We start from the raw sequence: 20,787 nt of genomic DNA, 5'->3' as shown, positions 1-20,787 counted from the left end.
CGGAAGCTAAGCCTGGTAGCGCCGATGGTACTGCAACCGAAGGGTTGTGGGAGAGTAGGACGCCGCCGAACTAAATGTCAGGGTTAGGCCCCGGTCGAGAATCTTCACGGTTCTCCCGGGGCCTAACTCTATTTCCACACCTTTTCGACCGCCGCCGGCCGGTCTAACGGACCATCCCCCGGCGGCCCCGTCCATCGAGCGCCCTTGACTGTGGACCGCGGCATCAGCCCTCGGCCTATCAGGTGCGGTCGTGGAGAGTGACTTGGTAGCCGTCGGGGTCGGCGAAGGTGAATGTCCGGCCGAAGGGGCCGTCGATCGGTGCGGAGACGATGGTGTGACCGTCGGCGACGAGCGCATCGTGAATGGGCTGGACGTTTGTGGCGTGGAGCCAGATCGCGGCACCGATGCCGGGCTGGGCAACGGATGTGAGATCGGTGCCGGGAACGACTTCGCGGAGCGCGAACGCGATCGGCTTCGTCTCGAAGACGACGGCGTGCGGAGGTCCGGCCGGCGAGCGGACGAGGCCGAGGTACTGCTCGTAGAACGCCTGTGAAGCGTCGAGGTCGCGCGCTTGGAGCGAGATGAAGTCTGGGCCGGTGGCGGGCATGGTGACGCTCCTTCGTTTCGTGTCAGGTTTCTGACACGGGCAATTTATGTCAGAATGCTGACATGAGTCAAGACGGTGTTGGCGTCGACCTGGAGACGTCCCTGGGCTACCTGCTGAAAGAGGCGTCGAGTGTCCTGCGCGCAGCCATGGAGGAGGTGCTGCGGCCGCTCGGGATGAGCGTGACGCACTACTCCTGCCTCGAGCTGCTGGCTCAACGACCGGGCTTGTCGAACTCCGAGCTCGCGCGGGGCGCGTTCGTGACCCGGCAGACGATGAACGTGCTGCTCCAGGCCCTGGAACGAGAGGGCCACGTGACCAGGCCTGCGGAGGCACCCGTCGGAAAGGTTCTTCCCACGCGGCTCACGCCTCGCGGCCGACGGAGCCTTGAGAAGGCGACCGTCGCGGTCCGGTCCGTCGAGGTCCGAATGCTGGCCGGCATGACGGAGGCCGAGCAGTCAGGCGCGTTCCGGAGCCTGCGGAGCATGATCCATTCCCTGCGCGATGGCAACGACGGTGCATAGCTCGTTCCCTGACGCACGTCTCGCCGCGCCCGGATAGGCGTGCAGCCGAGCATGAAAGTCCGTGCAGGCAACCTCGAAACCGACAGACCCCGACTGCACCCTCTTCTGCGACGAGCCACAAAACCCCGGCACACAACCCACGCAGCGCCCCAGACAACAAGAAAGGCGCCGGAGCAACAATCGCTCCGGCGCCTTCCGCCAGTCCATCACCCGCGTGCCTCACCCCAAGGCGGAGGTTCCCCAAGGCTCAGAGAGCCGAGCCCTTCTGCCAGTCCGTCCAGGACTTGGACCAGTCGCCGTACAGGTCCCACACGGGGAGCTGCGGGCCGCCCGAGTTGGTGACCTCCACGACGTCGCCGAGGCCGAAGTTCTGGAAGAACCATTCGGCGTTGGCGGCGTTCAGGTTGATGCAGCCGTGGGACACGTTGGAGCTGCCCTGCTGGCCGACGCTGTTCGGGTTCTCGTGCACGAACTCACCGTCGTTCGAGATGCGCTCGGAGAACTTTTCGTCGGAGCGGTAGGCCTTCGGGTCGGGCGGGCAGACACCGTAGGTGCAGGAGTCCATCGTGTAGTTCGCCTGCTTGAACGAGATCACGTGCGGGCCGAGGTGCGTCGGCGTGGCGTCCTTGCCCATGGAGATCGGCATGGTCTTCACCATCGAGCCGTTGTGGAAGATCTGCATCTGCTCGGTGTTGCCGTCCGCCTTGGCGATCCAGGAGTCGTGCACCTTGTACGTCTCGGTGCGGTCCTCGGCGCCGAACACGCCGTTGCCGAAGTCGACGCCGTAGATCTTCGCCGAGACAGTCAGTGTGGTGTTCGGCTGCCAGTACTCCTTCGGCCGGTAGTGGACGTTCTGGTCGTCCATCCAGTACCAGCTGCCCTCCTGCTGCGGCGACGACTCCACCGACAGGGCCTTCTCCACGGCGGCCTTGTTCTTCACCTTGACGCCGAAGCTGAACACGATCGGCTGCCCCACGCCGACACCGGTCGACTTCACGGCCGACGGCGCCGGGATCAGGTTCGCGTTCGCCTGCTTCGACGGCGAAACCGTGGTGACGTTGCCGTCCTTCTCCACTGGCTTGCCGTCGGTGCCCTGGGCGTGCGCGACGATCTTGTAGGTGCCGCCGTAGCCGAGCACCTCGGAGTTGGTCCAGCTGGAGCCGTCCGTCGCGAGCTTGCCGGCGACCGACTTCCCCTTGGAGTTGGTCACCGTCACGTCGGTCAGCTTGCCGTTGGCGGCCTTGACGACGATCGGGGTGGTCGGGCTGATCCCGGAGGCGTCGGCCGGGTCGATCGACACCGTCGCCGGCGTGGCCGCGGAGGCCGCGCTCGTGCCACCCGGGGTCACGGGCGATGCGCTGCCCCCGGTGTCCCCACCGGAGGAGCAGGCCGAAACCAGCAGGGTTGCCGCGAGAATTCCGGCAACCGAAAGGAAAGTCTTCTTCGGGAACATTTTGTCTCTTTTGCGGGGTATCGCGGGCCGGCAGGCTTCTTCCATTCCAAAACTACGCGATCAGGAAGACGCCCCACGCAGCGGATAGGTGCATCGCAGTGGCGTGGATCACGCTGTGACAAGGCCTGGCGCGCCGTACAGACCGGGGCCGTCGACGACCAGTTCCTTCAGGTAGTCACGGGCCGAATGGTAGGCCTCGTCGGCGAGCTGGTCCGTCTTCGTGAAGTCGAGCGGGCTGACCCGCACGGGCGCCGGCCCGGGCAGGTAGACCACGGGTGCTCGCCGCGCCGCCGCGGGCGCCTCCAGCGCCGCCTGGTTGCGCATGCTGATCAACGCGGTGAACATCATCACCTCGGCGAACGTGCGCGGTGCACCCGGCATTTTGCCCGGAAACGCGCAGTCCAGGACCACAAGTGAGCGAGCGCCCATCGCGAGCGCCTGGCGCATCGGCACGTTGGCCACCAGGCCGCCGTCGTAGAGCAGCCGGCCGTCGTAGTCCACCGGCGGGTAGATCCCCGGGATGGCGCAGCTGGCCAGCAGCGGCTCGCGCACCGGCCCCGTGCGGAACAGCACCGGCTCGGCCGTGTCGACGTCCGTGGTCACCACGCCGAGCGGGAGCTCCAGGTCCTCGAAGCGCCGGCCGGGGCCGAGGTGGTCGTCGATGATCTTCGTGAGACCTGTGTTGGGGAACAGGTTCGTTTTGCTGTGACGAAGCGTGCGCACCTGGCTGAACACGCCGCCGGGAAAGGCTTCGTGCTTCGTCATGTGCTTCCAGATGTCGTGCAGGCGCCCGAGCCGGTCGGCACCGGGCAGCGCCAGCACGGCCGCGTTGAGCGAACCCACCGACGTGCCCACCACGAGGTCGGGTGTCACACCGGCTTCGTCCAGCGCGCGCAGCATCCCGACCTGCAGCGCGCCCAGGCTCCCTCCGCCGCCGAGCACGAACGCCACCGGCCCGGGGAGATCGAGTGGGGTCATACCGCCGAATGTAGTAAGCGTGAGCGCTCACGGCGGCGTCACGGACGTGTGATGCCGCACCGGATCACTCCGCGACGCGGACCGGTTCCTCGGTCGGCTCGGGCGCCAGTGCCTTGCGCTTCTTCATGCGCACCAGGAAGAACACCAGCACCCCGACGACCACGGCCGCCGCCACGAGGAAGCCCGTGCTGAGCGCGCCCTCCACCTTCTTGGCCGCCTCGCCGAGCGCCGCGCCGAGGCTGATGTGCACGAGCGACCAGCACAGCGCGCCCGCGGCCGTCGCGGGCAGGAACTTCCGGAACGGCAGCCGTGACGCGCCTGCGGCGGCCGGCATTAACGTCCGCAGCACCGGCAGGAACCGCGCGAAGAACACCGCCCAAGCGCCGCGCCGCTCCAGCACGCCGGCGGCTTTGTCCCACGCGTCGAGGCCGTACTTGCGGATCAGCTTCGTCTCGCGCAGCCGTGGTCCGAACCGGCGGCCGAGTGCGTAGCCGACGGAGTCGCCGAGTGCCGCGCACACCGTGACCACGGCCCACAGCGTGAGGAACCGCGGTGTCGTGGTCGCCGTCGTCGCCGCGATGAGCAGCGCCGACTCGCCGGGAGCGATGAACCCCAGGCCGATGGTGCACTCGGCGAACACGAGCCCGCCGGCCGCGGCGACAAGGCCCGGTTCCGGGAGTCCTTGCAGCCAGTTCAGGAGATCCGTTACCAAAGCCACAAGGTAACTTTACGGATTCTTTGGAATCCGTCACTGCGCTCGGCCCGACCTGGGGGACTTCCCAGGGACTGCCCGTAGGGGCCGGGAACGACGAAGGGCCCGCTCGAGGTGAGCGGGCCCTTCACGAAGCGAACGCCGGTCAGCGTGCGAGCAGCGAGCTGGCTTCCTGCGCCGCCGGACCCTGCTCGGCCAGGTGCGCCAGGTTCTCCGGCAGCTCCTCACCGCGGTGGGCCTTGGTCTGCGCGTAGAGCCGTCCGGCGCGGTAGGAGGAGCGCACGAGCGGTCCCGCCATCACGCCGCTGAACCCGAGCGCCTCGGCCGTCTGGGAGTGCTCCACGAACTCCTCCGGCTTCACCCAGCGGTCCACGGGGTGGTGCCGCGGCGAGGGCCGCAGGTACTGCGTGATCGTGAGGATTTCGCAGCCCGCCTCGTACAGGTCGCGCATCGCGGACCCGACCTCGTCGGGCGTCTCGCCCATGCCGAGGATCAGGTTCGACTTCGTCACCAGACCGGCCTCACGGGCCTTGGTGATGACCTCCAGCGAACGCGCGTAGCGGAACCCGGGACGGATGCGCTTGAAGATCCGCGGCACGGTCTCCACGTTGTGCGCCAAAACCTCCGGCCGCGAGCCGAAGACCTCGGCCAGCTGCTCGGGGTCGGCGTTGAAGTCCGGGATCAGCAGCTCGACACCGGTTCCCGGGTTCAACTCGTGAATCTGCCGGACGGTCTCCGCGTACAGCCAGGCGCCGCCGTCATCCAGGTCGTCGCGCGCGACGCCCGTGACGGTCGAGTACCGCAAACCCATGGCCTGCACGGATTCCGCGACCTTGCGCGGCTCGGTGCGGTCGAGGGCGGACGGTTTCCCGGTGTCGATCTGGCAGAAGTCGCAGCGGCGCGTGCACTGGTCCCCGCCGATCAGGAACGTCGCTTCGCGGTCTTCCCAGCACTCGTAGATGTTGGGACAGCCGGCTTCTTCGCAGACGGTGTGCAGGCCTTCACGCCGCACCAGGCCTTTGAGTTCGGTGAACTCCGGCCCCATCCGCACCTTCGTCTTGATCCACGACGGCTTCTTCTCAATGGGCGTCTCGCTGTTGCGGACCTCGAGCCGCAGCAACTTCCGCCCTTCAGGCGCAGCAGTCACGTCCACCACACTACGCCCGCGGTACCGGGCGAATCGCCTACTGCGGGTCGGGCGTGACGTTCGTCAAGCGGGCCGTCAAGTCCCACAATGCGGTCGCCGTCGCGAGGTCGCGGGCGGCGGCGAGCGGGCGCACCTTCGTGGGATGCCCGCGGGCGCCGAACAGGCGATCCGGGCCGTAGTAGTCGCCGCCCTCGACGTCGGGCTGCGTGGCCGCGTAGAGCTGCGGCAGCGCCCCGTGCGCGAGGTCCTGCGCCAGCACGAGGTTGCCGACATGCATCGTGCCGAGCATCAAGGCGCGCACGACGGGGTTGGGGTAGGACTTCGCCATGCCGGTCTGCAAACCGGTCTCGGTGTAGCCGGGGTGGGCGAGCACGCTGATCACCGGGGAACCGGCCGCGCGGAGCCGCCGGTCGAGCTCCAGCCCGAAGATCTGGTCGGCGAGCTTCGACTGCCCGTAGGCGGCACCCGTGTTGAACCGGCCGTGCTCGAAGTTCGGGTCTTCCAGCCGGATGCGCGCGCCGGTGGCCGCCATGCTCGAGAGCGTGACCACCCGCGCCGCCGTGCCGCCGCGCAGCGCGGGCATCAGCAGCCACGTGAGCGCGGCCGGCCCGAGGTAGTTGGTGCCGAACTGCAGCTCGAAGCCGTCGGCGGTCTGTCCCTTGGGCGGGCCCATGAGGCCGGCGTTGTTCACGAGCACGTCGAGCGCGTCACCGGTCAGCTCGCGCACCGTCGTCGCCGCCTTGCGCACCGACGCGAGGTCGGCCAAGTCCAGCGGCACGAGCTCGGGCTCGGCGCCGGAGGCCAGCGAACGAACGCGCTCTAGTGCGATAGCACCGCGCTCGGCCGAGCGGCACGCGAGCAGCACCCGCGCACCGTGGCCGGCGAGGACCTCCGCCGTGCGCAGACCGAGGCCCGAGTTGGCGCCGGTGACCAGGACGGTCCGGCCGGTCTGGTCGGCCAGGTCGGCCTCGGTCCAGCGTCGGTTCATGCGTTCACCTAACTACACGCCTGTAACTACGCGGTCACGCGCTGGGTGCGAGCAGGCGCATGAGGTGTCCCATGGGGCTGCGCCGCCGCACCGGGCGGTCCGCGCGGTCGCTGCCGGCGCGCACCAGCGAATCGAAGGCGTAGCCGACGCGGGTGATCTCCTCGGTGGGCTCGCCGGGCCCGGCCAGCCCCGCTGTGAGCGCCAGCGTGCGCAGCTCGCCCTCGTGCAGGTTCACCAGCGACGGGTGCCGGGTCAGCGCGCCGTCGAGCACCGCACGCAGCGTCTCGTGCTCGGACTGCGCGCGCCGCCACGCGCGGGAAACGGTGTCGACCTGGTCGCCGACGCCGTCGGCCGCGGCGTCCTCCGGGTCGGCCAGCTCGGCGCGCAGGTGCCCCCCGAGCACCTGCGTCCACTTGTACTGCAGCGCCAGCAGCAAGTTCTCTTCACAGCCGAAAACGTCGGTGGCGCCGGGGATCTCGGCGAGAACGAGCGGCTCACCGGGGGTGCGCTGCGCATAGCGCACGGCCGCCTCGAGGATCTCCCGGCGTCGGTAGAAGTCGGTCCAGCTCATGGTGTGGGCTCCCCTTCCGTGGCCCGGGTCGTACCGCGGGTTTGCGGCATACTCCCGGTACGGACCTGACGCAGTGAACATACCATGGGTATGGAGATCGCCGTCCGGCGTAAGGTTGTGAGGGTGCCGACAATGAGGTCCAGACGACTCGACTACTCGGAGTCCACACGATCCGCCCTGGTCGACAGCGCCGTCGAGCTGTTCACGAAACGCGGTTACGCGGGTACCTCGCTCGACGAGGTGGCCAAACGCGCCCGCGTGACGAAGGGCGCGCTGTACCACCACTTCAGCGGCAAGCAGGCTCTGTTCGAAGCCGCGTTCGACTCCGTGGAAAGCCTGGTCTACGACCGGCTGGAGAAGATCATGACCGGCCCCGGCACGCCGTGGGAACGGGTGCTGGGCGCGCTCAACGCGTTCATCAAGAGCTGCCTCGACCCGGCCTACCAGCGCATCGCGATCCACGAGGCGCCAGTGGTGATGGGCTGGGAACGCTGGCGCGAGGCCGAGGAGCAGTGCAGCTTCGGGCTCGTGCGGGCGGGCCTGCAGTCGCTCGTGGACGCCGGCGAGGTCGAGCCCGTGCCGGTCGACATCACCGCGCGGCTGCTGTTCGGCGCGCTGTCCAGTGCGGCCACGGAGATCGCGAGCGCGACCGACCCGAAGAAGATCGGTGAGCAGATCGAGGACGTGATCGTGCGGATGCTGCTGCGCCTGCGCCAGCCCGGCGAGGCGGGGGAGCGACCGGCCGCGAGCTGAGCGGCGTCCTGAACAGCGCCGTGGTTGCCAATCCGGCCAAAAGCAGGCCGACCCCCCGCGCGGCACGTAACCGTTGCTGCGAAGCCATTCGGCCGTGACTGTGGTCGGATTGGAAACGATCGGCACAGCTAGGCTGGCGCCATGGACTTGAGGATCTTCACGGAGCCCCAGCAGGGCGCCACGTACGACGACCTCCTGCGCGTCGCCCAAGCGACCGAGGCCGCCGGTTTCGACGCGTTCTTCCGCAGCGACCACTACCTGAAGATGGGCGACGGCGACGGCCTGCCCGGGCCCACCGACGCGTGGATCACCTTGGCCGGGCTCGCCCGCGAGACCAAGCGGATCCGGCTCGGCACGCTCGTCACCGCCGCGACGTTCCGCCACCCCGGCCCGCTCGCGATCTCCGTGGCGCAGGTCGACCAGATGTCGGGCGGGCGCGTGGAGTTCGGCCTCGGCGCGGGCTGGTTCGACACCGAGCACACCGCCTACGCGCTCACGCTGCCGCCGCTGAAGGAGCGCTTCGACCGCTACGCCGAGCAGCTGGAGATCATCACCGGCCTGTGGAAGACGCCGGTGGGCGAGATGTTCTCGTTCTCAGGTGAGCACTACACCGTCGTCGACTCGCCCGCGCTGCCGAAGCCGGCGCAGTCGCCCGCGCCGCCCGTGATCATCGGTGGCGGGGGCAAGAAGCGCACGCCCGAGCTGGCCGCGCGCTTCGCCGACGAGTTCAACCTGCCGTTCGCGAGCCCGGAAGCCGCGCTGGCGCAGTTCGAGCGCGTGGCCGCCGCGGCCGAGGCCGTGGGCCGCGACCCGAAGGAGATCCTGCGTTCGGTGGCGCTCACCGTCGCGATCGGCCGCGACGACGCCGAGGTGGCGCGCCGGGCCGGAGCCATCAGCCGTGACCTCGGTGAGCTGCGCGAGTCCGGCCTGGCCGGCACGGCGGCCCAGGTCGTCGACCGCATCGGCCAGTGGCGTGAGAAGACGGGTATCACGCGGCTCTACCTGCAGGTTCTCGACCTGCAGGACCTGGACCACCTCGAGTTCATCGCCTCGGACGTGGCACCGCAGCTGTGACTCACTCGTGAGGGGCGGCGCCGGTTCGGTTCTTATTCGAACGCAGTGCAGCCCCTCACGAGTTCTCAGTTCTGCAGGGCGAAGGTGACGCCCGGCGCCGAAGGCGCTTCCGGGCGCGGCAGCCAGCGGTCGTCACTCACGACCAGCTCACCTTCGAGCGCGGCCAGCACGGCGTCGCGCACCATCGGCAGCACCTCGGCCACGGTAACGTCGCGCTGCAGTTCATACGACAGCGACGTGACACCGGCGTCGCGGAGGCCGCACGGCACGATCGAGTCGAACGCGCCGAGGTCGGCGTTGCAGTTCAACTCGAGGCCGTGCATGGTCACGCCGCGCTGCACGCGGATGCCGATGGCGGCGATCTTGCGCTCGATGCCGCGGTCGTCGGCCGGGATCCACACGCCGCTGCGGCCCTCGACGCGGCCGGTGTGCACACCGAGCTGCTCGCACACCACGATCAGCGCCTCTTCGAGCCGTCGTACGTAGTGCATGACGTCGATCGGGTCGGCGAGCTCGATGATCGGGTAACCGACGAGCTGGCCGGGGCCGTGCCACGTGATCTTGCCGCCGCGGTCCACGTCGATCACCGGTGTGCCGTCGGCCGGCCGGTCCTCGGGCTCCGTGCGCTTGCCGGCGGTGTAGACCGACGGGTGTTCAAGCAGCAGCAGGGTGTCCGGTCCGGTCTGGTCGGCGCGCGCGGTGAGGATCTCGCGCTGCAGGTCCCAGGCCTCGGTGTAGTCGATCGTGCCGAGCTCCCGGACTACGACGGGTTCGGTGGCGGCACGGCAGGAATCGGTCGAAGAACTCACTCGTCGAGGCTACGCCCGTCGGGCCTGCGAAAGGGCACGAGCCGCAGTGCCGTCGCCGACACCAGGCCCATTCCCAGCACCGCGAGCGCGGCGCCGACGGTGTCCGTGACCCAATGCACACCCAGCACGATCCGGCAGGCCGCTGCCACGACGGTCGCGGCCACGGCGATCCCCACCGCCCACCGGACGAACCGCGGTGCGAACCAGCCACACACCAGCACCACGACCAGTCCGGTCGAGGCCACCGCGACGACGTGGCCGCTGGGGTAACTCAGGTCCGGGTACTCGCGCGGACGCCGGCGCAGGAACACGGGTTTGAACGCCAGGCTCGTCAGCCGGCACAGCACCAGCACGACGGCCAGCCGCACGCACAGCGACAGCTTCGAGCGGTCCCGCAACACCAGCGCGAGCAGTGCGACGCCCAGCACCCAGGGCAGCACGGGGCCGAGGACGTTCGTGACAACCCCCGCGACCAGCCCGGCCGGGTGCGTGTCCTCGCCGCGCAACGCATTCGCGACCTCCATGTCGAGCTGCAGCGGCTGCCGGTCGACGAGTAGGCCCAGCGCGACGAAAGCGGCGAACAGCACCACGCCCGTCGCGATCCAGCGGACGCGCGGCACGGTCATGTCGCGGCGGCCAGCGCGCTCTCCAGAGTGCGGTGGCGGAACTCGTAACCCGTGTGCTCCAGCCGCCGTGGAACGGCGCGCTGGCCGTACAACGCCATTTCCTCGCCGGCCTGCCCGAGCGCGAGCTTCAGCGCGACCCCCGGAACCCACCACGGCGCCGGCCGGTGCAGGGCTTGGCCGAGGGCTTTCGTGAACTCGGCGTTGGTGGCGGGCGCGGGGCCGGCGAGGTTGACCGGGCCGGTCAGCGTTTCGTGCTCCAGCGCGTGGACGAGGGCGCCGACCTCGTCGTCGAGCGAGATCCACGGCATGAACTGGCGGCCGTCGCCGAGTCGGCCGCCGAGGGCGAAGCCGAACAGCGGCCGCAGCACGTCGAGCAGGCCGCCCTTGCGCGCGAGTACGAGGCCGGTGCGGACGAGCACCACGCGGGCGCCGGCCGTGGCGGCGGGGGCGGTCGCGCTTTCCCACGTCGTGCAGAGCTCAGCCAGGAAACCCGTGCCCGTACCGGCGGTTTCGTCGACCACGTGGGAACCGGTGTTGCCGTAGAAGCCGACGGCGGAGGCGTTCACCAGCACCTTCACGCCGTGCTCGGCCACGGCTTCGGCGAGCACCTCCGTGGGCTCGACGCGGCTGTCGAGCAGCACCTGCTTGCGCATCGCGCTCCAGCGGCCCGGCAGCAGGGGTGCGCCGCAGAGGTTCACGACGGCGTCGACCCCGTCGAACGCGCCCTCGTCGATTCGCGCCGATGGCGGGTCCCAGCCGTGTTCGTCGGCCGCCCGCGCGGTGCGCCGCACGAGGCGGCGTACGTCGTGGCCGGCCGAGCGCAGCCGCGCCGCCAGTGCCGTGCCGATGAGCCCGCCGGACCCCGCGATGAGTACCCGCATGCCTGAGATCGTGTCCTATCCGTGCGTGTTCCGCACCCCCGGCCCGTGGTCGGCGACCCCGTGCGGGACCGTCCGGAATGGACAGGATGGGGGTGACCGTGGCACCGCCAGTGGCCCAGCCCGGCCGCCGGTTCCGCCACGGCGGACCGCGGCCGACCGTCTACATCGGACACCCGGGAACGGCGAAGGCCCCGCACCCCTGGGGAGTGCGAGGCCTTCGACAGACCGGCTATCGCGTCAGAGGCCGAGCTCGTCCTCGAACTTGCCCTCTTCCAGACGCTGCTTGATCGTCGTGAGGAAGCGGCCGGCGTCGGCGCCGTCGACCAGGCGGTGGTCGTAGGTCAGCGGCAGGAACACCATCGAGCGGACGGCGATCGTGTCGTTGCCCTCGGCGTCGGACACGACGACCGGGCGCTTCACGACGGCGCCGGTGCCGAGCATGCCGGACTGCGGCTGCACGATGATCGGCGTGTCGAACAGGGCGCCGTTGCTGCCGATGTTCGTGACGGTGAAGGTGCCACCGGTCAGCTCGTCCGGCTTGATGTGGTTGGCCCGGGCCCGCGCCGCCAGGTCGGCGATACGGTGCGCGAGACCGGCCAGGCTCAGCTCACCCGCGTCGTGGATCACGACCGACAGCAGGCCGCGGTCGGTGTCCACCGCGATGCCCAGGTGCACGGCGCCGTGGTAGGTGATCTCCTTCGTGTCCTCGTTGTAGGACGCGTTGACGTTCGGGTGCTGCTTGAGCGCCTCGACTGTGGCCTTCGCGAAGAACGGCAGGAACGTGAGGTTCACGCCCTCGCGCTCGCGGAAGGCCGCCTTCGCGCGCTGGCGCAGCTTGGCGATCTTCGTCACGTCCACCTCGTGCACCTGCGTGAGCTGCGCGGAAATCTGCAGCGACTCGCGGGTCTTGGTGGCCGTGATCTGCCGGATCCGGCTGGCCTTCTGCACCGTGCCGCGCAGGGCGGCGATGTCCGGCGAGACGGCGGCCGGAGCCGACGGGGCAGCCGCGGCCGGGGCCTGCGCGGCCGGGGCCGGGGCAGCAGCCGCGGGCGCCGGAGCGGCCGCCTTCTGCTTGGCCTCGGCCGCCGCGAGCACGTCCTGCTTGCGGATGCGGCCGCCGACACCGCTGCCGGTCAGCGTCGCCAGGTCGATGTCGTGCTCGGACGCGAGCTTGCGCACCAGCGGCGTGACGTACGGGCCGTCGGCCGAACCGTTGTCCTCGGCCTTGGCGGCCGGGGCAGCAGCGGCCGGAGCCGGAGCAGCGGCCGGAGTCGGAGCCGCCGGGGCGGGCGCGGCAGGCGCCGGGGCAGGAGCGGGCTTGCTCTCCTGAACCGGGGCCGGCGCCGGGGCAGCCGGGGCCGGAGCGGCGGGCGCCGGGGCGGCGGCCGGAGCCGCACCCGCGGCACCGATCACCGCGAGAACCCCGCCGACCTCGACGGTCTCGTCCTCACCGGCGCGGATCTCGAGCACCGTGCCGGCGACCGGCGACGGGACCTCGGTGTCGACCTTGTCCGTGGAGATCTCGAGCAGCGGCTCGTCGACCTCGACCGGGTCGCCGACCTGCTTGAGCCAGCGGGTCACGGTGCCCTCGGTGACGCTCTCGCCCAGCTCGGGCAGCTTCACCTCGGTGCCCTGGCCACCCGACGCCGGCGCGGTGTCCGGACGCGACGGGGCCTCGGCCTGAGGAGCCTGCGCGGCGGGCGCCGGCGTCGGCTCGGGCTCGGGCGCCGCCTGCGGTTCCGGAGCGGCTTCCTGCGCGGGCGCGGCGGGCGGCTCGGCAGCGGCGGGGACGCCGCCGGTGCCGTCGTCGATCACCGCGAGCTCGCCGCCGACCTCGACGGTCTCGTCCTCACCGGCGCTGATCTTCACCAGGGTGCCGGCCACGGGGGACGGGACCTCGGTGTCGACCTTGTCGGTGGAGATCTCGAGCAACGGCTCGTCGACCGCGACGGTGTCGCCTTCCTGCTTCAACCACCGGGTGACGGTGCCTTCTGTGACGCTCTCACCGAGCTCCGGCAACGTGACGGAGTAGGCCATCGTTCGCTGACTCCTCTTGATCTGTAAGTCGTGTCTTGGATTCTGCTGGTGAGACGTCAGCTGTGCACGTGCAGCGGCTTGCCCGCGAGGGCGAGGAACGCTTCACCGAGGGCCTCGGTCTGGGTGGGGTGCGCGTGGATGAGGGGGGCGACGTCCTCCGGGAACGCCTCCCAGTTGTAGACGAGCTGCGCTTCGCCGATCAGCTCGCCGACGCGGTCGCCCACCATGTGCACGCCGACGACCGGGCCGTCGGGCGCCTTGACCAGCTTCACGCCACCGGAGGTCTTGAGGATCTGGCTCTTGCCGTTGCCGCCGAGGTCGTAGGTGTAGGTGGTGACGTCGTTGCCGTACTTCTCCTTGGCCTGCGACTCGGTGAGCCCGACCGAGGCGACCTCGGGGTGCGAGTAGGTGACGCGCGGGATGCCCTTCTCGTCGATCACGCGCGGGGCGAGCCCGGCGATCTCCTCGGCGACGAAGATGCCCTGCTGGAAGCCGCGGTGGGCCAGCTGCAGTCCCGGCACGATGTCGCCGACGGCGTAGACGTTCGGCAGGTTCGTGCGCAGGCGGTCGTCGGTGAGGACGAAGCCGCGGTCGATCTGGACGCCGGCCTCCTCGTAGCCGTGGCCCGCGGAGTTCGGGCCGCGGCCGACGGCGACCAGCAGCAGGTCGGCGTCGATGGTCTCGCCGGACTCCAGCGAAACGCTCACGCCGTTGTCGTCCTGCTTCGCGCCGGTGAACCGCACGCCGGTCTTGAAGGCGATCTTGCGGCGGCGGAACGCGCGCTCGAGCTGCTTGGAGGCGAACTCGTCCTCGGCGGGCACCAGGCGCGGCAGAGCCTCGACCACGGTGACGTCGACGCCGAAGGAGGCCCAGACGCTCGCGAACTCCACGCCGATCACGCCGCCGCCGAGCACCACGACCTTCTTCGGCACCCAGTCGAGCGCGAGCGCCTGCTCGCTGGCGATGATCCGGCCGCCGAGCTCCAGGCCGGGCAGGGTCCGCGAGTACGAACCGGTGGCGAGGATGACGTTCTTGCCCGTGTAGCGGGTGCCCTCGACCTCGACGGTCGTGCCACCGACGAACGTGCCGGTGCCCTCGACCAGGTTGACCTTGTGGGCCTTGGCCAGACCCTGGAGGCCCTTGTACAGGCGGGCGACGACGCCGTCCTTGTACTTGTTGACCCCGGCGATGTCGATGCCTTCGAACACGGCCTTGACCCCGACCGACTCCGATTCGCGAGTTTCGTCGGCGACTTCGGCGGCGTGGAGCAGGGCCTTGGTCGGGATGCACCCACGGTGCAGGCAGGTCCCGCCCAGCTTGTCCTTCTCGATCAGCGTGACGGAAAGGCCCAGCTCGGCCGCGCGGAAAGCCGCGGCGTAGCCGCCCGATCCGCCTCCCAGGATCACAAGGTCGGCGGAGGTGTCGCTCACTTCAATAACTCCTCGGCAGCGGTGTAGGGGTGAAGCTCGGTTGTCGCGCAGCCCCGGTATAACCGCGCGCGCGACACCAGCCATCTTGTCACTACGCCGATCCGGCCGACCAACCCGGCCGTGCGACACCGACCACACCTGATCGTGGGAATAATGGAGTTCGTACTCCTGCAGGAAGAGAGGTGGTCGGAGTGGGGATCTTCGACTCGCTGCGTCGGCGAGGCCGAGGCGGCAGACGTCCGGGAACGATGCGCAAGGCCACCTCCGAAGACACCCGTCACCTGGAGGAATGGGCCGCGTCGCGGCGTGGCGTGGAGGCGTACGTCGAGCCCCGCACCACCGTGACGGAAGCCACTGTGGTCCTCATCGCCCACGACGGCGAGTGGACCCGCCGGCGCATCGGCAGCCTCCAGGCGGCACTGCACTTCGGCGAGAAGCGGTCGATTCCCGTGTACGAGGTGTCGCGGGTCGGCTACCCCAAGCGCATGCGTGAATACACGGAGCGGAAGAAGCGCGGCCAGGTCTAGCGGCAGGCTTCGAGCAGACCGAGGTGGTGTTCGAGCAGCGCGCGGAATGTCGGGTGCGCGGTACTGCCGAACGCGAGGTCGACCTCCACGGCGTGGCCGGTCGCGGTCAGCAGCACGAGTGCGGGGTCGGACACGATGACGACTCCGTTGTCGGCGCGGAGTTCGTGCGCGGGCAGCAGGCGCGGGAAGGTGACGTCGTCGGGGAGGCCGTTCGTTGTGCGGAGGAACTCGCGGTAGTCGGCGGGCAATGCCGTGGCGAGCTGGCGTTCGGCCTCTTGGAGGTCTCCTTCGGACGCCGGTGGCGGGGCCGTCTGGCCGCGTTCGCGCATGATCGCCGCGACGAGCTCCGGCCAGCTGTCCGGCTGCGTCGGGTAGCGCTCGCGCAGCGCGGCGACCAGGGCGCCGGCGCACTGGCCGGGCCACTCCGGGCCGAGGTCCAGCGGATCGGCGCCGGCGACGAGCCGTGAGGCCAGCGCGCGCGTCGCGGCCAGGGCGGCGACGTCCGGGGCCGGGTGCTGGGCAACGAGCTCCGCCCACGCCTCGAGGTCGCCCTCCGCCAGGGCCGTGCGCACGCGGTCGGGGCGGCCCGGGGCGAGTGCGGACACGACGCCCGCGACGGGGGAGCCGTCGAAGACACCGTCCAGATCGGACACCCGGCGGGTCAGGAAGGCTTGGTGCGCCGACTCTTCCGCGTCGAGATCGAGGGGGATGAGTTCGTCCGCCCACTGTGGACGGTTGCCGCGCGCCTCGAACAGCATCGCCCACGCGCGCGCCCGCACGGCGTCGTCGGCGAGCTGCGTGACCGGGCGGCCCGTGACCGCGCGCCAGTGCGTGACGAGCCGGTCGGCGTCGGCGCCCGCTGTGGCGAGCAGCAGAGCGGCGTGCCCGACGCGGCGGTCGAGGGTCGGCTCGTCGGAGGTGAGGACGTCGCGGATCGCGGCTTCGAGGTAGGCGTCACGGTCCATGGTCGCGAGGGTGCCACAAAAGAAGGCCCCCCACCGCGTGCGGTGAGGGGCCTGGCGTCGAGAACGGGTCAGCCGCGGTCGGCGATGTCGGCCAGGACGGCGGCGATGGTGCGGACGGGGACGCCCGTGCCGCCCTTGCCGGTGTAGCCCCAGGGGCCGCCGGTGTTGAAGGCGGGGCCCGCGACGTCGATGTGGGCCCACGGCAGGCCCTCGGCCACGAACTCCTTGAGGAACAGGCCGGCCGCGAGCATGCCGCCCCAGCGGTGGCCCGTGACGTTGGCCAGGTCGGCCAGGCGGGAGTCGAGGTCGGCGCGCAGCTCCTCGGGCAGCGGCATGGCCCAGCCACCCTCGCCGGTGGCCTGCATGATGCTCGCGACGCGGTCGCGGAACTCGTCGGAGCCCATCACGCCGGCGGTGCGGTTGCCGAGCGCCACCACCTGCGCGCCGGTGAGGGTGGCGGTCTCGATGAGGTAGTCGGGGTTCTCCTCGGCGGCGCGCACCATCGCGTCGGCCAGGACCAGACGGCCCTCGGCGTCGGTGTTGAGGACCTCGACGGTCTTGCCGCCGTACATGGTCAGGACGTCGCCCGGGCGGTAGGAGCTGCCCGAGGGCAGGTTCTCCGCCAGCGGGATGTGCGCGGTGACCTCGAGCGGGTACTTCAGCTTCGCGGCCAGCACGACCGACGCCAGCACCGCGGCGGCACCCGACATGTCCGAGGTCATGTGGTCCATGCCCGCGGCCGGCTTGATCGAGATGCCGCCCGAGTCGAACGTGATGCCCTTGCCGACCAGTGCCACGCGCTTGCTCGCCTTGGCCGGCTTCCAGCCCACGCGCAGCAGGCGCGGCGGACGCTCGGAACCGCCGCCGACGCCCAGGATGCCGCCGAAGCCCTTGCGCTTGAGCTGCTTCTCATCGAGCACCTCGAAGTCGAGGCCGTTGTCCTCGGCGAGCTTCTTCGCCCGGTCGGCGAACGAGGCCGGGAACAGGTCGTTGGGCGGGGTGTTGATCAGGTCGCGGGTGATGATCACCGACTCCGCGATGGCGGTGGCGGCCTTCAGCGTCGCCTTGTGCTCGCGCGCGGTGCCGTCCTCCGGGCTGACGAAGTCGGCCTTGGCCAGCGGGGCGTCGCCCTTCGCGGAGCGGTACTCGGTGAAGGTGTACGCGCCGAGCGCGGTGCCTTCGACGGCGGCCTGCAGGTCGAGCGCGGAGAGCGTGACGAACGCGCGCTCCGTGCCGGCCAGCGCCCGCGCGGCTGCACCGGCGGCGCGGCGGACCTGCTCGGCCGTCACGGCACCGTCGGTCGCCTTGCCCAGGCCCACGGCCAGCACGACGCCGGCGGCGAGCTTGCCCAGTGTGGGCAGCTTCACGACCTGCTCGGCCTTGCCGGTGGCGCCGAGCGTGGCGAGCACCTCGGCGAGTTTGCCGTCGAACGCGGCGTCGGCGACCGCGGCGCCCGCGGCGAGCACCGGGCCGTCCTCGCCCTGGAGGGTGCCGATCACCACCACGTCGGCGCGGGTCTTGGCGAGCGCCGCCTCGGTGTTCTCGGACAGGGCAAGCTTCGGCACGGTCACTTCTGGCTCCTCGCGCGTTCGCGGTGGTACCGGGCGACGTGCCCGGACGGATCGTGAGCCATGCTAATGACAAGCGCGGCCGGACGTCGGGAGGGGACCATCGTGCGACTCGGGGGCGGGCTCCTCGTGGTGCTGGCAGTGGGGGCCGCCGGGGCCGGCTACTGGGTGCTGGCGGGCGTCGTGCTCGCGGCGATCGCCGCCGGTGTCACGGCCCGGCTGCCTGAGCTCGGCGAAACGCAGGTCGAGCGCTGGACCGGCGGGATCACGCGGCTGGCACTGGTGGCCGTGCAGGCGATCGTCTTCGGCGCGTATGTCGTCCCGGCGCAACCCACGTACGCGGCGGCCGGGCTCGTGGTCGTGGTCGCCGTGGCCGATTTCGCCGGCCTGCGGCTGCCCGCCACCTTGGTCCGCTGGCTCACGATCGTGCTGATCGCCGCCGCGGTGGTGCTGATCGTGCTGTGCGCCGTGGTGGCCCCGGTCGTGACGTCCTCGCCGATCGCCGCGCCGGACGTCGCCGGGGTCATCGTGGCGGCGGTGGTCACGCTGCCGTTCCTGCTGCCGGTCGCCGCGGACCGCGTCACCCTTCGCGCGCTGACGCTCGGCGGGCTCGCGGTGCTGGTCACTATCGTCGCGCTCGTGCAGCTCGGCCCGGACCGGCTCGGCCTTTCGGCCACGTCGATCCGCGACCTCCTCTACGCCGCCGACGCGGGTCAGCTGCAGCCGCTGCTCACCGTGGTCGTCGTGCTCGCGACGGTCCCCGCTGCCCTCACCACGTACACCGACGCCCGCGAGCGGTACGCGCCGGACAAGGGCTGGCTCGCCGCCGCGGGAGCCGTCGTCACGCTGGCCGCGGCGCTGTTCGCGACGCCGTACGCGGTGCTGGTCGTGGCCGGGCTCGGCACCGTACTGGAACTGGTGCTGCGGGCCCGCCGCTACCGTGACGCCCATGCCCGCGAGTGATCACCTCTGGGAGCCGGGGGAGACCGTCGTCGAACGGTTCCTGCGGCCCGACGGCAGCATCGGCCAGCACCACCCCTTGCGCGTGGTGTCCGACGACGGGCAGGTGCTGCTCGGCTGGCTCCCGATGGGCACGCCGATCGTCGGCAGCCGGCTCGCCGACGGCCGCACGATGGGCGAGGCCCCGCTGGAAGAGCGCTTCCGCGTGCCGCGCGTGCCGGTGCCCGACACGTGGCGCGGCACTTCGACGCTGCGGATGATTCCCGAGGGCCAGTGGTCCTCGGTGTGGTGGTTCTTCGAGCCGGACGGCACGTTCCGCGACTGGTACGTGAATCTCGAGATTCCGCTCGGACGCACCGCGAGCGGCCCGGACCGCATCGACGGCGTGCTCGACGTAGTGGTGACACCGGGTACCGGCTGGCGCTGGGACGACGAGGACGAGGCCGAAGAAGCACTCGCCGTCGGCAGGCTCACGGCCGAGCAGCTCGACCGGCTGCGCGCGGAGGGGGAGCGGATCGGGGCATTGGCCGACGCCGGCGCGTTCCCGTTCGACGGCACGCACACGGACTTCCGGCCGGACCTGTCGTGGCCCGCGCCGGAGCTGCCGGCCGCTCTGCTGTGACGCCCGGACCGTGGCTCAGGTCGCGGTGAGCAACAGGATCGCGGCGAGCACGACGTTCACCACGAGCAGGATGATCACCGACCGGGTCGGCAGGTCCCTCGCGAACACCTGGCCGTGGAGGCTGCGCCACCAGTAGACGCCGAAACCGCCCGCGGCGAGGCCGAGGACAGCGCCGAACCCGCTGCCCAGCAGCGCCCAGCCCACCATGCCGAGCAGGCCGACGCCGAACGTCAGCAGCACCGCGGTCGCGAAGATCTTCACGTCGAGGCCGACGCCCGGCTGTGCGGGTCGGCGTCCCTGGGAGGTCGCTGGGAAGCTCACCTGTCCATCGTAAGGGCATCCGCGTCTCACGCACCGAACGTGCGGGTGTGCGGCGCGTGAAACAGGCGGTCTTCCGACTAACGCGCTTCCGACCAAGCGCTAAAGTTGGGCCATGACGACAGCGACGCACTTCTCCCGAGTCCCGCACCCGAACCCCGCGACTCCCGAGCGCGTCGCCGAAGTACTCGACAAGCCCGGGTTCGGTCTGTACTTCACCGACCACATGGTCACGGTGCGCTGGAGCGAGGAGCGCGGCTGGCACGACGCCAAGGTCGGGCCGTACGAACCGTTCTCCCTCGACCCGGCCACGTCGGTGCTGCACTACGGGCAGGCGATCTTCGAAGGCCTCAAGGCCTACCGCCAGGCCGACGGCACGGTCGCCGCGTTCCGGCCCGAGGCCAACGCCGAGCGCTTCCAGGCCTCGGCCGAGCGCCTCGCGATGCCGCAGCTGCCCGTGGACGTCTTCCTCGAGTCGCTGCGCGAGCTGATCGCGGTCGACGAGCGCTGGGTGCCGACCCGCAAGGGCGACTCGCTGTACCTGCGGCCGTTCATGATCTCCACCTCGACCGGGCTAGGCGTGAACAAGCCGGCCACCGAGTACCTGTACACGCTCATCGCCTCGCCCGCCGGCTCGTACTTCGCCGGTGGCGTGAAGCCGGTCAGCGTGTGGCTGTCCACGGAGTACGTGCGGGCGGCGCCGGGCGGCACCGGCGCGGCGAAGTGCGCCGGCAACTACGCGGCGTCGTTCGTCGCGCAGGCGCAGGCCGTGGAACAGGGCTGCGACCAGGTGGTGTGGCTCGACGCCGTGGAGCGCCGCTGGGTCGAGGAGATGGGCGGGATGAACCTGTTCTTCGTCTTCGGCTCGGGCTCCGACGCCCGCGTGGTCACGCCGGAGCTGTCCGGCTCGCTGCTGCCGGGCATCACGCGCAAGTCGTTGCTGCAGCTGGCCGAGACGGCGGGTCACCGCGTCGAGGAGCGCCGGATCTCCACCGACGAGTGGGAGAAGGCCGCCGCCTCCGGCGAGCTGACCGAGGTCTTCGCCTGCGGCACCGCGGCGGTGATCACGCCCGTCGGGCACGTGAAGCACGCCGGCGGCGAGTTCACGATCGGCGACGGGCAGCCGGGTCCGATCACCATGAAGCTGCGGGAGGAACTGGTCGGCATGCAGGAAGGCGACCTGGCTTTCCCGGACGGCTGGATGCGTCCGCTGATCTGATCCACTGTGGACACGAAAGGG

22 protein-coding genes are annotated in these 20,787 nt (G+C 70.7%); 7 read left to right on the top strand and 15 right to left on the bottom strand.

Annotated elements, in window-relative coordinates:
* Positions 1-238: 238 nt before the first annotated feature.
* Entirely contained in the window at positions 239-607 is a 369-nt protein-coding gene (locus AB0H62_RS42500; protein ID WP_220237913.1) for a VOC family protein, read from the bottom strand.
* A 62-nt stretch (positions 608-669) separates the two neighbouring features.
* Between AB0H62_RS42500 and AB0H62_RS42495 the strand changes: the two genes are divergently transcribed.
* On the top strand, positions 670-1,128 hold the full coding sequence (locus tag AB0H62_RS42495; protein ID WP_220237914.1) for a MarR family transcriptional regulator: 459 nt from the start codon (positions 670-672) through the stop codon (positions 1,126-1,128).
* A gap of 247 nt (positions 1,129-1,375) precedes the next feature.
* Here the strand turns inward: AB0H62_RS42495 and AB0H62_RS42490 are convergent, their stop codons facing one another.
* The 6 genes from AB0H62_RS42490 to AB0H62_RS42465 form a co-directional block, all read right to left on the bottom strand.
* Positions 1,376-2,581 (bottom strand): Ig-like domain-containing protein, encoded by a 1,206-nt coding sequence (locus AB0H62_RS42490; RefSeq protein WP_220237915.1) that lies wholly within the window; start codon positions 2,579-2,581, stop codon positions 1,376-1,378.
* Between the two features lie 108 nt (positions 2,582-2,689).
* Positions 2,690-3,559 carry a patatin-like phospholipase family protein gene (locus AB0H62_RS42485; protein ID WP_354884985.1) on the bottom strand — a complete coding sequence of 290 codons (870 nt, stop codon included), beginning with the start codon at positions 3,557-3,559 and terminating at the stop codon, positions 2,690-2,692.
* Positions 3,560-3,623: 64 nt separating this feature from the next.
* Positions 3,624-4,277: a DedA family protein gene (locus tag AB0H62_RS42480; protein ID WP_360592075.1), complete on the bottom strand. Its 654-nt coding sequence runs from the start codon at positions 4,275-4,277 to the stop codon at positions 3,624-3,626.
* Positions 4,278-4,416: 139 nt separating this feature from the next.
* On the bottom strand, positions 4,417-5,418 hold the full coding sequence (gene lipA, locus AB0H62_RS42475; RefSeq protein ID WP_220237918.1) for a lipoyl synthase: 1,002 nt from the start codon (positions 5,416-5,418) through the stop codon (positions 4,417-4,419).
* A gap of 37 nt (positions 5,419-5,455) precedes the next feature.
* Positions 5,456-6,406 (bottom strand): oxidoreductase, encoded by a 951-nt coding sequence (locus AB0H62_RS42470; RefSeq protein WP_360592074.1) that lies wholly within the window; start codon positions 6,404-6,406, stop codon positions 5,456-5,458.
* A 34-nt stretch (positions 6,407-6,440) separates the two neighbouring features.
* A complete protein-coding gene (locus AB0H62_RS42465; RefSeq protein ID WP_220237920.1) occupies positions 6,441-6,977 on the bottom strand; it encodes a hypothetical protein in 537 nt (178 codons plus the stop codon).
* A 132-nt stretch (positions 6,978-7,109) separates the two neighbouring features.
* On the opposite strand from AB0H62_RS42465, the gene AB0H62_RS42460 reads away from it, so the two are divergent.
* Positions 7,110-7,730 carry a TetR/AcrR family transcriptional regulator gene (locus AB0H62_RS42460; protein WP_220237921.1) on the top strand — a complete coding sequence of 207 codons (621 nt, stop codon included), beginning with the start codon at positions 7,110-7,112 and terminating at the stop codon, positions 7,728-7,730.
* A gap of 141 nt (positions 7,731-7,871) precedes the next feature.
* Entirely contained in the window at positions 7,872-8,804 is a 933-nt protein-coding gene (locus AB0H62_RS42455) for an LLM class F420-dependent oxidoreductase (RefSeq protein ID WP_220237922.1), read from the top strand.
* Between the two features lie 65 nt (positions 8,805-8,869).
* Here AB0H62_RS42455 and lipB read toward each other — a convergent pair whose 3' ends face one another.
* From lipB to lpdA, 5 genes are all read right to left on the bottom strand, one after another.
* The gene (lipB, locus tag AB0H62_RS42450; protein ID WP_360592073.1) at positions 8,870-9,613 is read right to left on the bottom strand and encodes a lipoyl(octanoyl) transferase LipB; all 744 of its coding nucleotides are present in this window, start codon (positions 9,611-9,613) and stop codon (positions 8,870-8,872) included.
* Positions 9,610-10,239 carry a phosphatase PAP2 family protein gene (locus AB0H62_RS42445; protein ID WP_220237924.1) on the bottom strand — a complete coding sequence of 210 codons (630 nt, stop codon included), beginning with the start codon at positions 10,237-10,239 and terminating at the stop codon, positions 9,610-9,612. Before AB0H62_RS42445 ends, lipB begins: the two co-directional genes overlap by 4 nt.
* Positions 10,236-11,120: a TIGR01777 family oxidoreductase gene (locus tag AB0H62_RS42440; protein ID WP_220237925.1), complete on the bottom strand. Its 885-nt coding sequence runs from the start codon at positions 11,118-11,120 to the stop codon at positions 10,236-10,238. The genes AB0H62_RS42445 and AB0H62_RS42440 overlap by 4 nt, the downstream gene beginning before the upstream one ends.
* Before the next feature lie 237 nt (positions 11,121-11,357).
* On the bottom strand, positions 11,358-13,157 hold the full coding sequence (gene sucB / locus AB0H62_RS42435) for a 2-oxoglutarate dehydrogenase, E2 component, dihydrolipoamide succinyltransferase (RefSeq protein ID WP_360592072.1): 1,800 nt from the start codon (positions 13,155-13,157) through the stop codon (positions 11,358-11,360).
* Between the two features lie 56 nt (positions 13,158-13,213).
* A complete protein-coding gene (gene lpdA, locus AB0H62_RS42430) occupies positions 13,214-14,587 on the bottom strand; it encodes a dihydrolipoyl dehydrogenase (protein ID WP_220237927.1) in 1,374 nt (457 codons plus the stop codon).
* A 182-nt stretch (positions 14,588-14,769) separates the two neighbouring features.
* On the opposite strand from lpdA, the gene AB0H62_RS42425 reads away from it, so the two are divergent.
* Complete coding sequence (locus tag AB0H62_RS42425; RefSeq protein WP_220237928.1) at positions 14,770-15,114, top strand: oxidoreductase; 345 nt, start codon at positions 14,770-14,772, stop codon at positions 15,112-15,114.
* On the opposite strand, the gene AB0H62_RS42420 is transcribed toward AB0H62_RS42425, so the two are convergent.
* Entirely contained in the window at positions 15,111-16,079 is a 969-nt protein-coding gene (locus AB0H62_RS42420) for an SMI1/KNR4 family protein (RefSeq protein WP_360592071.1), read from the bottom strand. The two genes, AB0H62_RS42425 and AB0H62_RS42420, sit on opposite strands and share 4 nt — an antisense overlap.
* A 68-nt stretch (positions 16,080-16,147) precedes the next feature.
* On the bottom strand, positions 16,148-17,650 hold the full coding sequence (locus tag AB0H62_RS42415) for a leucyl aminopeptidase (RefSeq protein WP_360592070.1): 1,503 nt from the start codon (positions 17,648-17,650) through the stop codon (positions 16,148-16,150).
* A 102-nt stretch (positions 17,651-17,752) separates the two neighbouring features.
* Here AB0H62_RS42415 and AB0H62_RS42410 point away from each other — a divergent pair, with 102 nt between their 5' ends.
* Together AB0H62_RS42410 and AB0H62_RS42405 are read left to right on the top strand one after the other, a co-directional pair.
* Positions 17,753-18,610 carry a sulfatase gene (locus AB0H62_RS42410; RefSeq protein WP_360592069.1) on the top strand — a complete coding sequence of 286 codons (858 nt, stop codon included), beginning with the start codon at positions 17,753-17,755 and terminating at the stop codon, positions 18,608-18,610.
* Positions 18,597-19,229, top strand: a complete 633-nt coding sequence (locus tag AB0H62_RS42405; RefSeq protein WP_220237932.1) for a DUF402 domain-containing protein — start codon at positions 18,597-18,599, stop codon at positions 19,227-19,229. The genes AB0H62_RS42410 and AB0H62_RS42405 overlap by 14 nt, the downstream gene beginning before the upstream one ends.
* Positions 19,230-19,244: 15 nt before the next feature.
* Here the strand turns inward: AB0H62_RS42405 and AB0H62_RS42400 are convergent, their stop codons facing one another.
* On the bottom strand, positions 19,245-19,550 hold the full coding sequence (locus AB0H62_RS42400) for a SoxR reducing system RseC family protein (RefSeq protein WP_220237933.1): 306 nt from the start codon (positions 19,548-19,550) through the stop codon (positions 19,245-19,247).
* A 112-nt stretch (positions 19,551-19,662) separates the two neighbouring features.
* Between AB0H62_RS42400 and AB0H62_RS42395 the strand changes: the two genes are divergently transcribed.
* The gene (locus AB0H62_RS42395; RefSeq protein WP_220237934.1) at positions 19,663-20,766 is read left to right on the top strand and encodes a branched-chain amino acid aminotransferase; all 1,104 of its coding nucleotides are present in this window, start codon (positions 19,663-19,665) and stop codon (positions 20,764-20,766) included.
* Positions 20,767-20,787: the final 21 nt, after the last annotated feature.

Source organism: Amycolatopsis sp. NPDC050768 (genome assembly GCF_040654155.1).
Classification (GTDB): Bacteria; Actinomycetota; Actinomycetes; order Mycobacteriales; family Pseudonocardiaceae; genus Amycolatopsis.
Note: the sequence above shows the minus strand (reverse complement) of the source record. Positions and strands in the feature narration are given on the sequence as shown.

What these genes read in the sequence shown, in the direction of transcription:
- AB0H62_RS42500 (WP_220237913.1), bottom strand. Translation starts at nt 607, where the DNA reads ATGCCCGCCACCGGCCCAGACTTCATCTCGCTCCAAGCGCGCGACCTC.
- AB0H62_RS42495 (WP_220237914.1), top strand. Translation starts at nt 670, where the DNA reads ATGAGTCAAGACGGTGTTGGCGTCGACCTGGAGACGTCCCTGGGCTAC.
- AB0H62_RS42490 (WP_220237915.1), bottom strand. Translation starts at nt 2,581, where the DNA reads ATGTTCCCGAAGAAGACTTTCCTTTCGGTTGCCGGAATTCTCGCGGCA.
- AB0H62_RS42485 (WP_354884985.1), bottom strand. Translation starts at nt 3,559, where the DNA reads ATGACCCCACTCGATCTCCCCGGGCCGGTGGCGTTCGTGCTCGGCGGC.
- AB0H62_RS42470 (WP_360592074.1), bottom strand. Translation starts at nt 6,406, where the DNA reads ATGAACCGACGCTGGACCGAGGCCGACCTGGCCGACCAGACCGGCCGG.
- AB0H62_RS42465 (WP_220237920.1), bottom strand. Translation starts at nt 6,977, where the DNA reads ATGAGCTGGACCGACTTCTACCGACGCCGGGAGATCCTCGAGGCGGCC.
- AB0H62_RS42460 (WP_220237921.1), top strand. Translation starts at nt 7,110, where the DNA reads ATGAGGTCCAGACGACTCGACTACTCGGAGTCCACACGATCCGCCCTG.
- AB0H62_RS42455 (WP_220237922.1), top strand. Translation starts at nt 7,872, where the DNA reads ATGGACTTGAGGATCTTCACGGAGCCCCAGCAGGGCGCCACGTACGAC.
- AB0H62_RS42445 (WP_220237924.1), bottom strand. Translation starts at nt 10,239, where the DNA reads ATGACCGTGCCGCGCGTCCGCTGGATCGCGACGGGCGTGGTGCTGTTC.
- AB0H62_RS42440 (WP_220237925.1), bottom strand. Translation starts at nt 11,120, where the DNA reads ATGCGGGTACTCATCGCGGGGTCCGGCGGGCTCATCGGCACGGCACTG.
- sucB (WP_360592072.1), bottom strand. Translation starts at nt 13,157, where the DNA reads ATGGCCTACTCCGTCACGTTGCCGGAGCTCGGTGAGAGCGTCACAGAA.
- AB0H62_RS42420 (WP_360592071.1), bottom strand. Translation starts at nt 16,079, where the DNA reads ATGGACCGTGACGCCTACCTCGAAGCCGCGATCCGCGACGTCCTCACC.
- AB0H62_RS42405 (WP_220237932.1), top strand. Translation starts at nt 18,597, where the DNA reads ATGCCCGCGAGTGATCACCTCTGGGAGCCGGGGGAGACCGTCGTCGAA.
- AB0H62_RS42395 (WP_220237934.1), top strand. Translation starts at nt 19,663, where the DNA reads ATGACGACAGCGACGCACTTCTCCCGAGTCCCGCACCCGAACCCCGCG.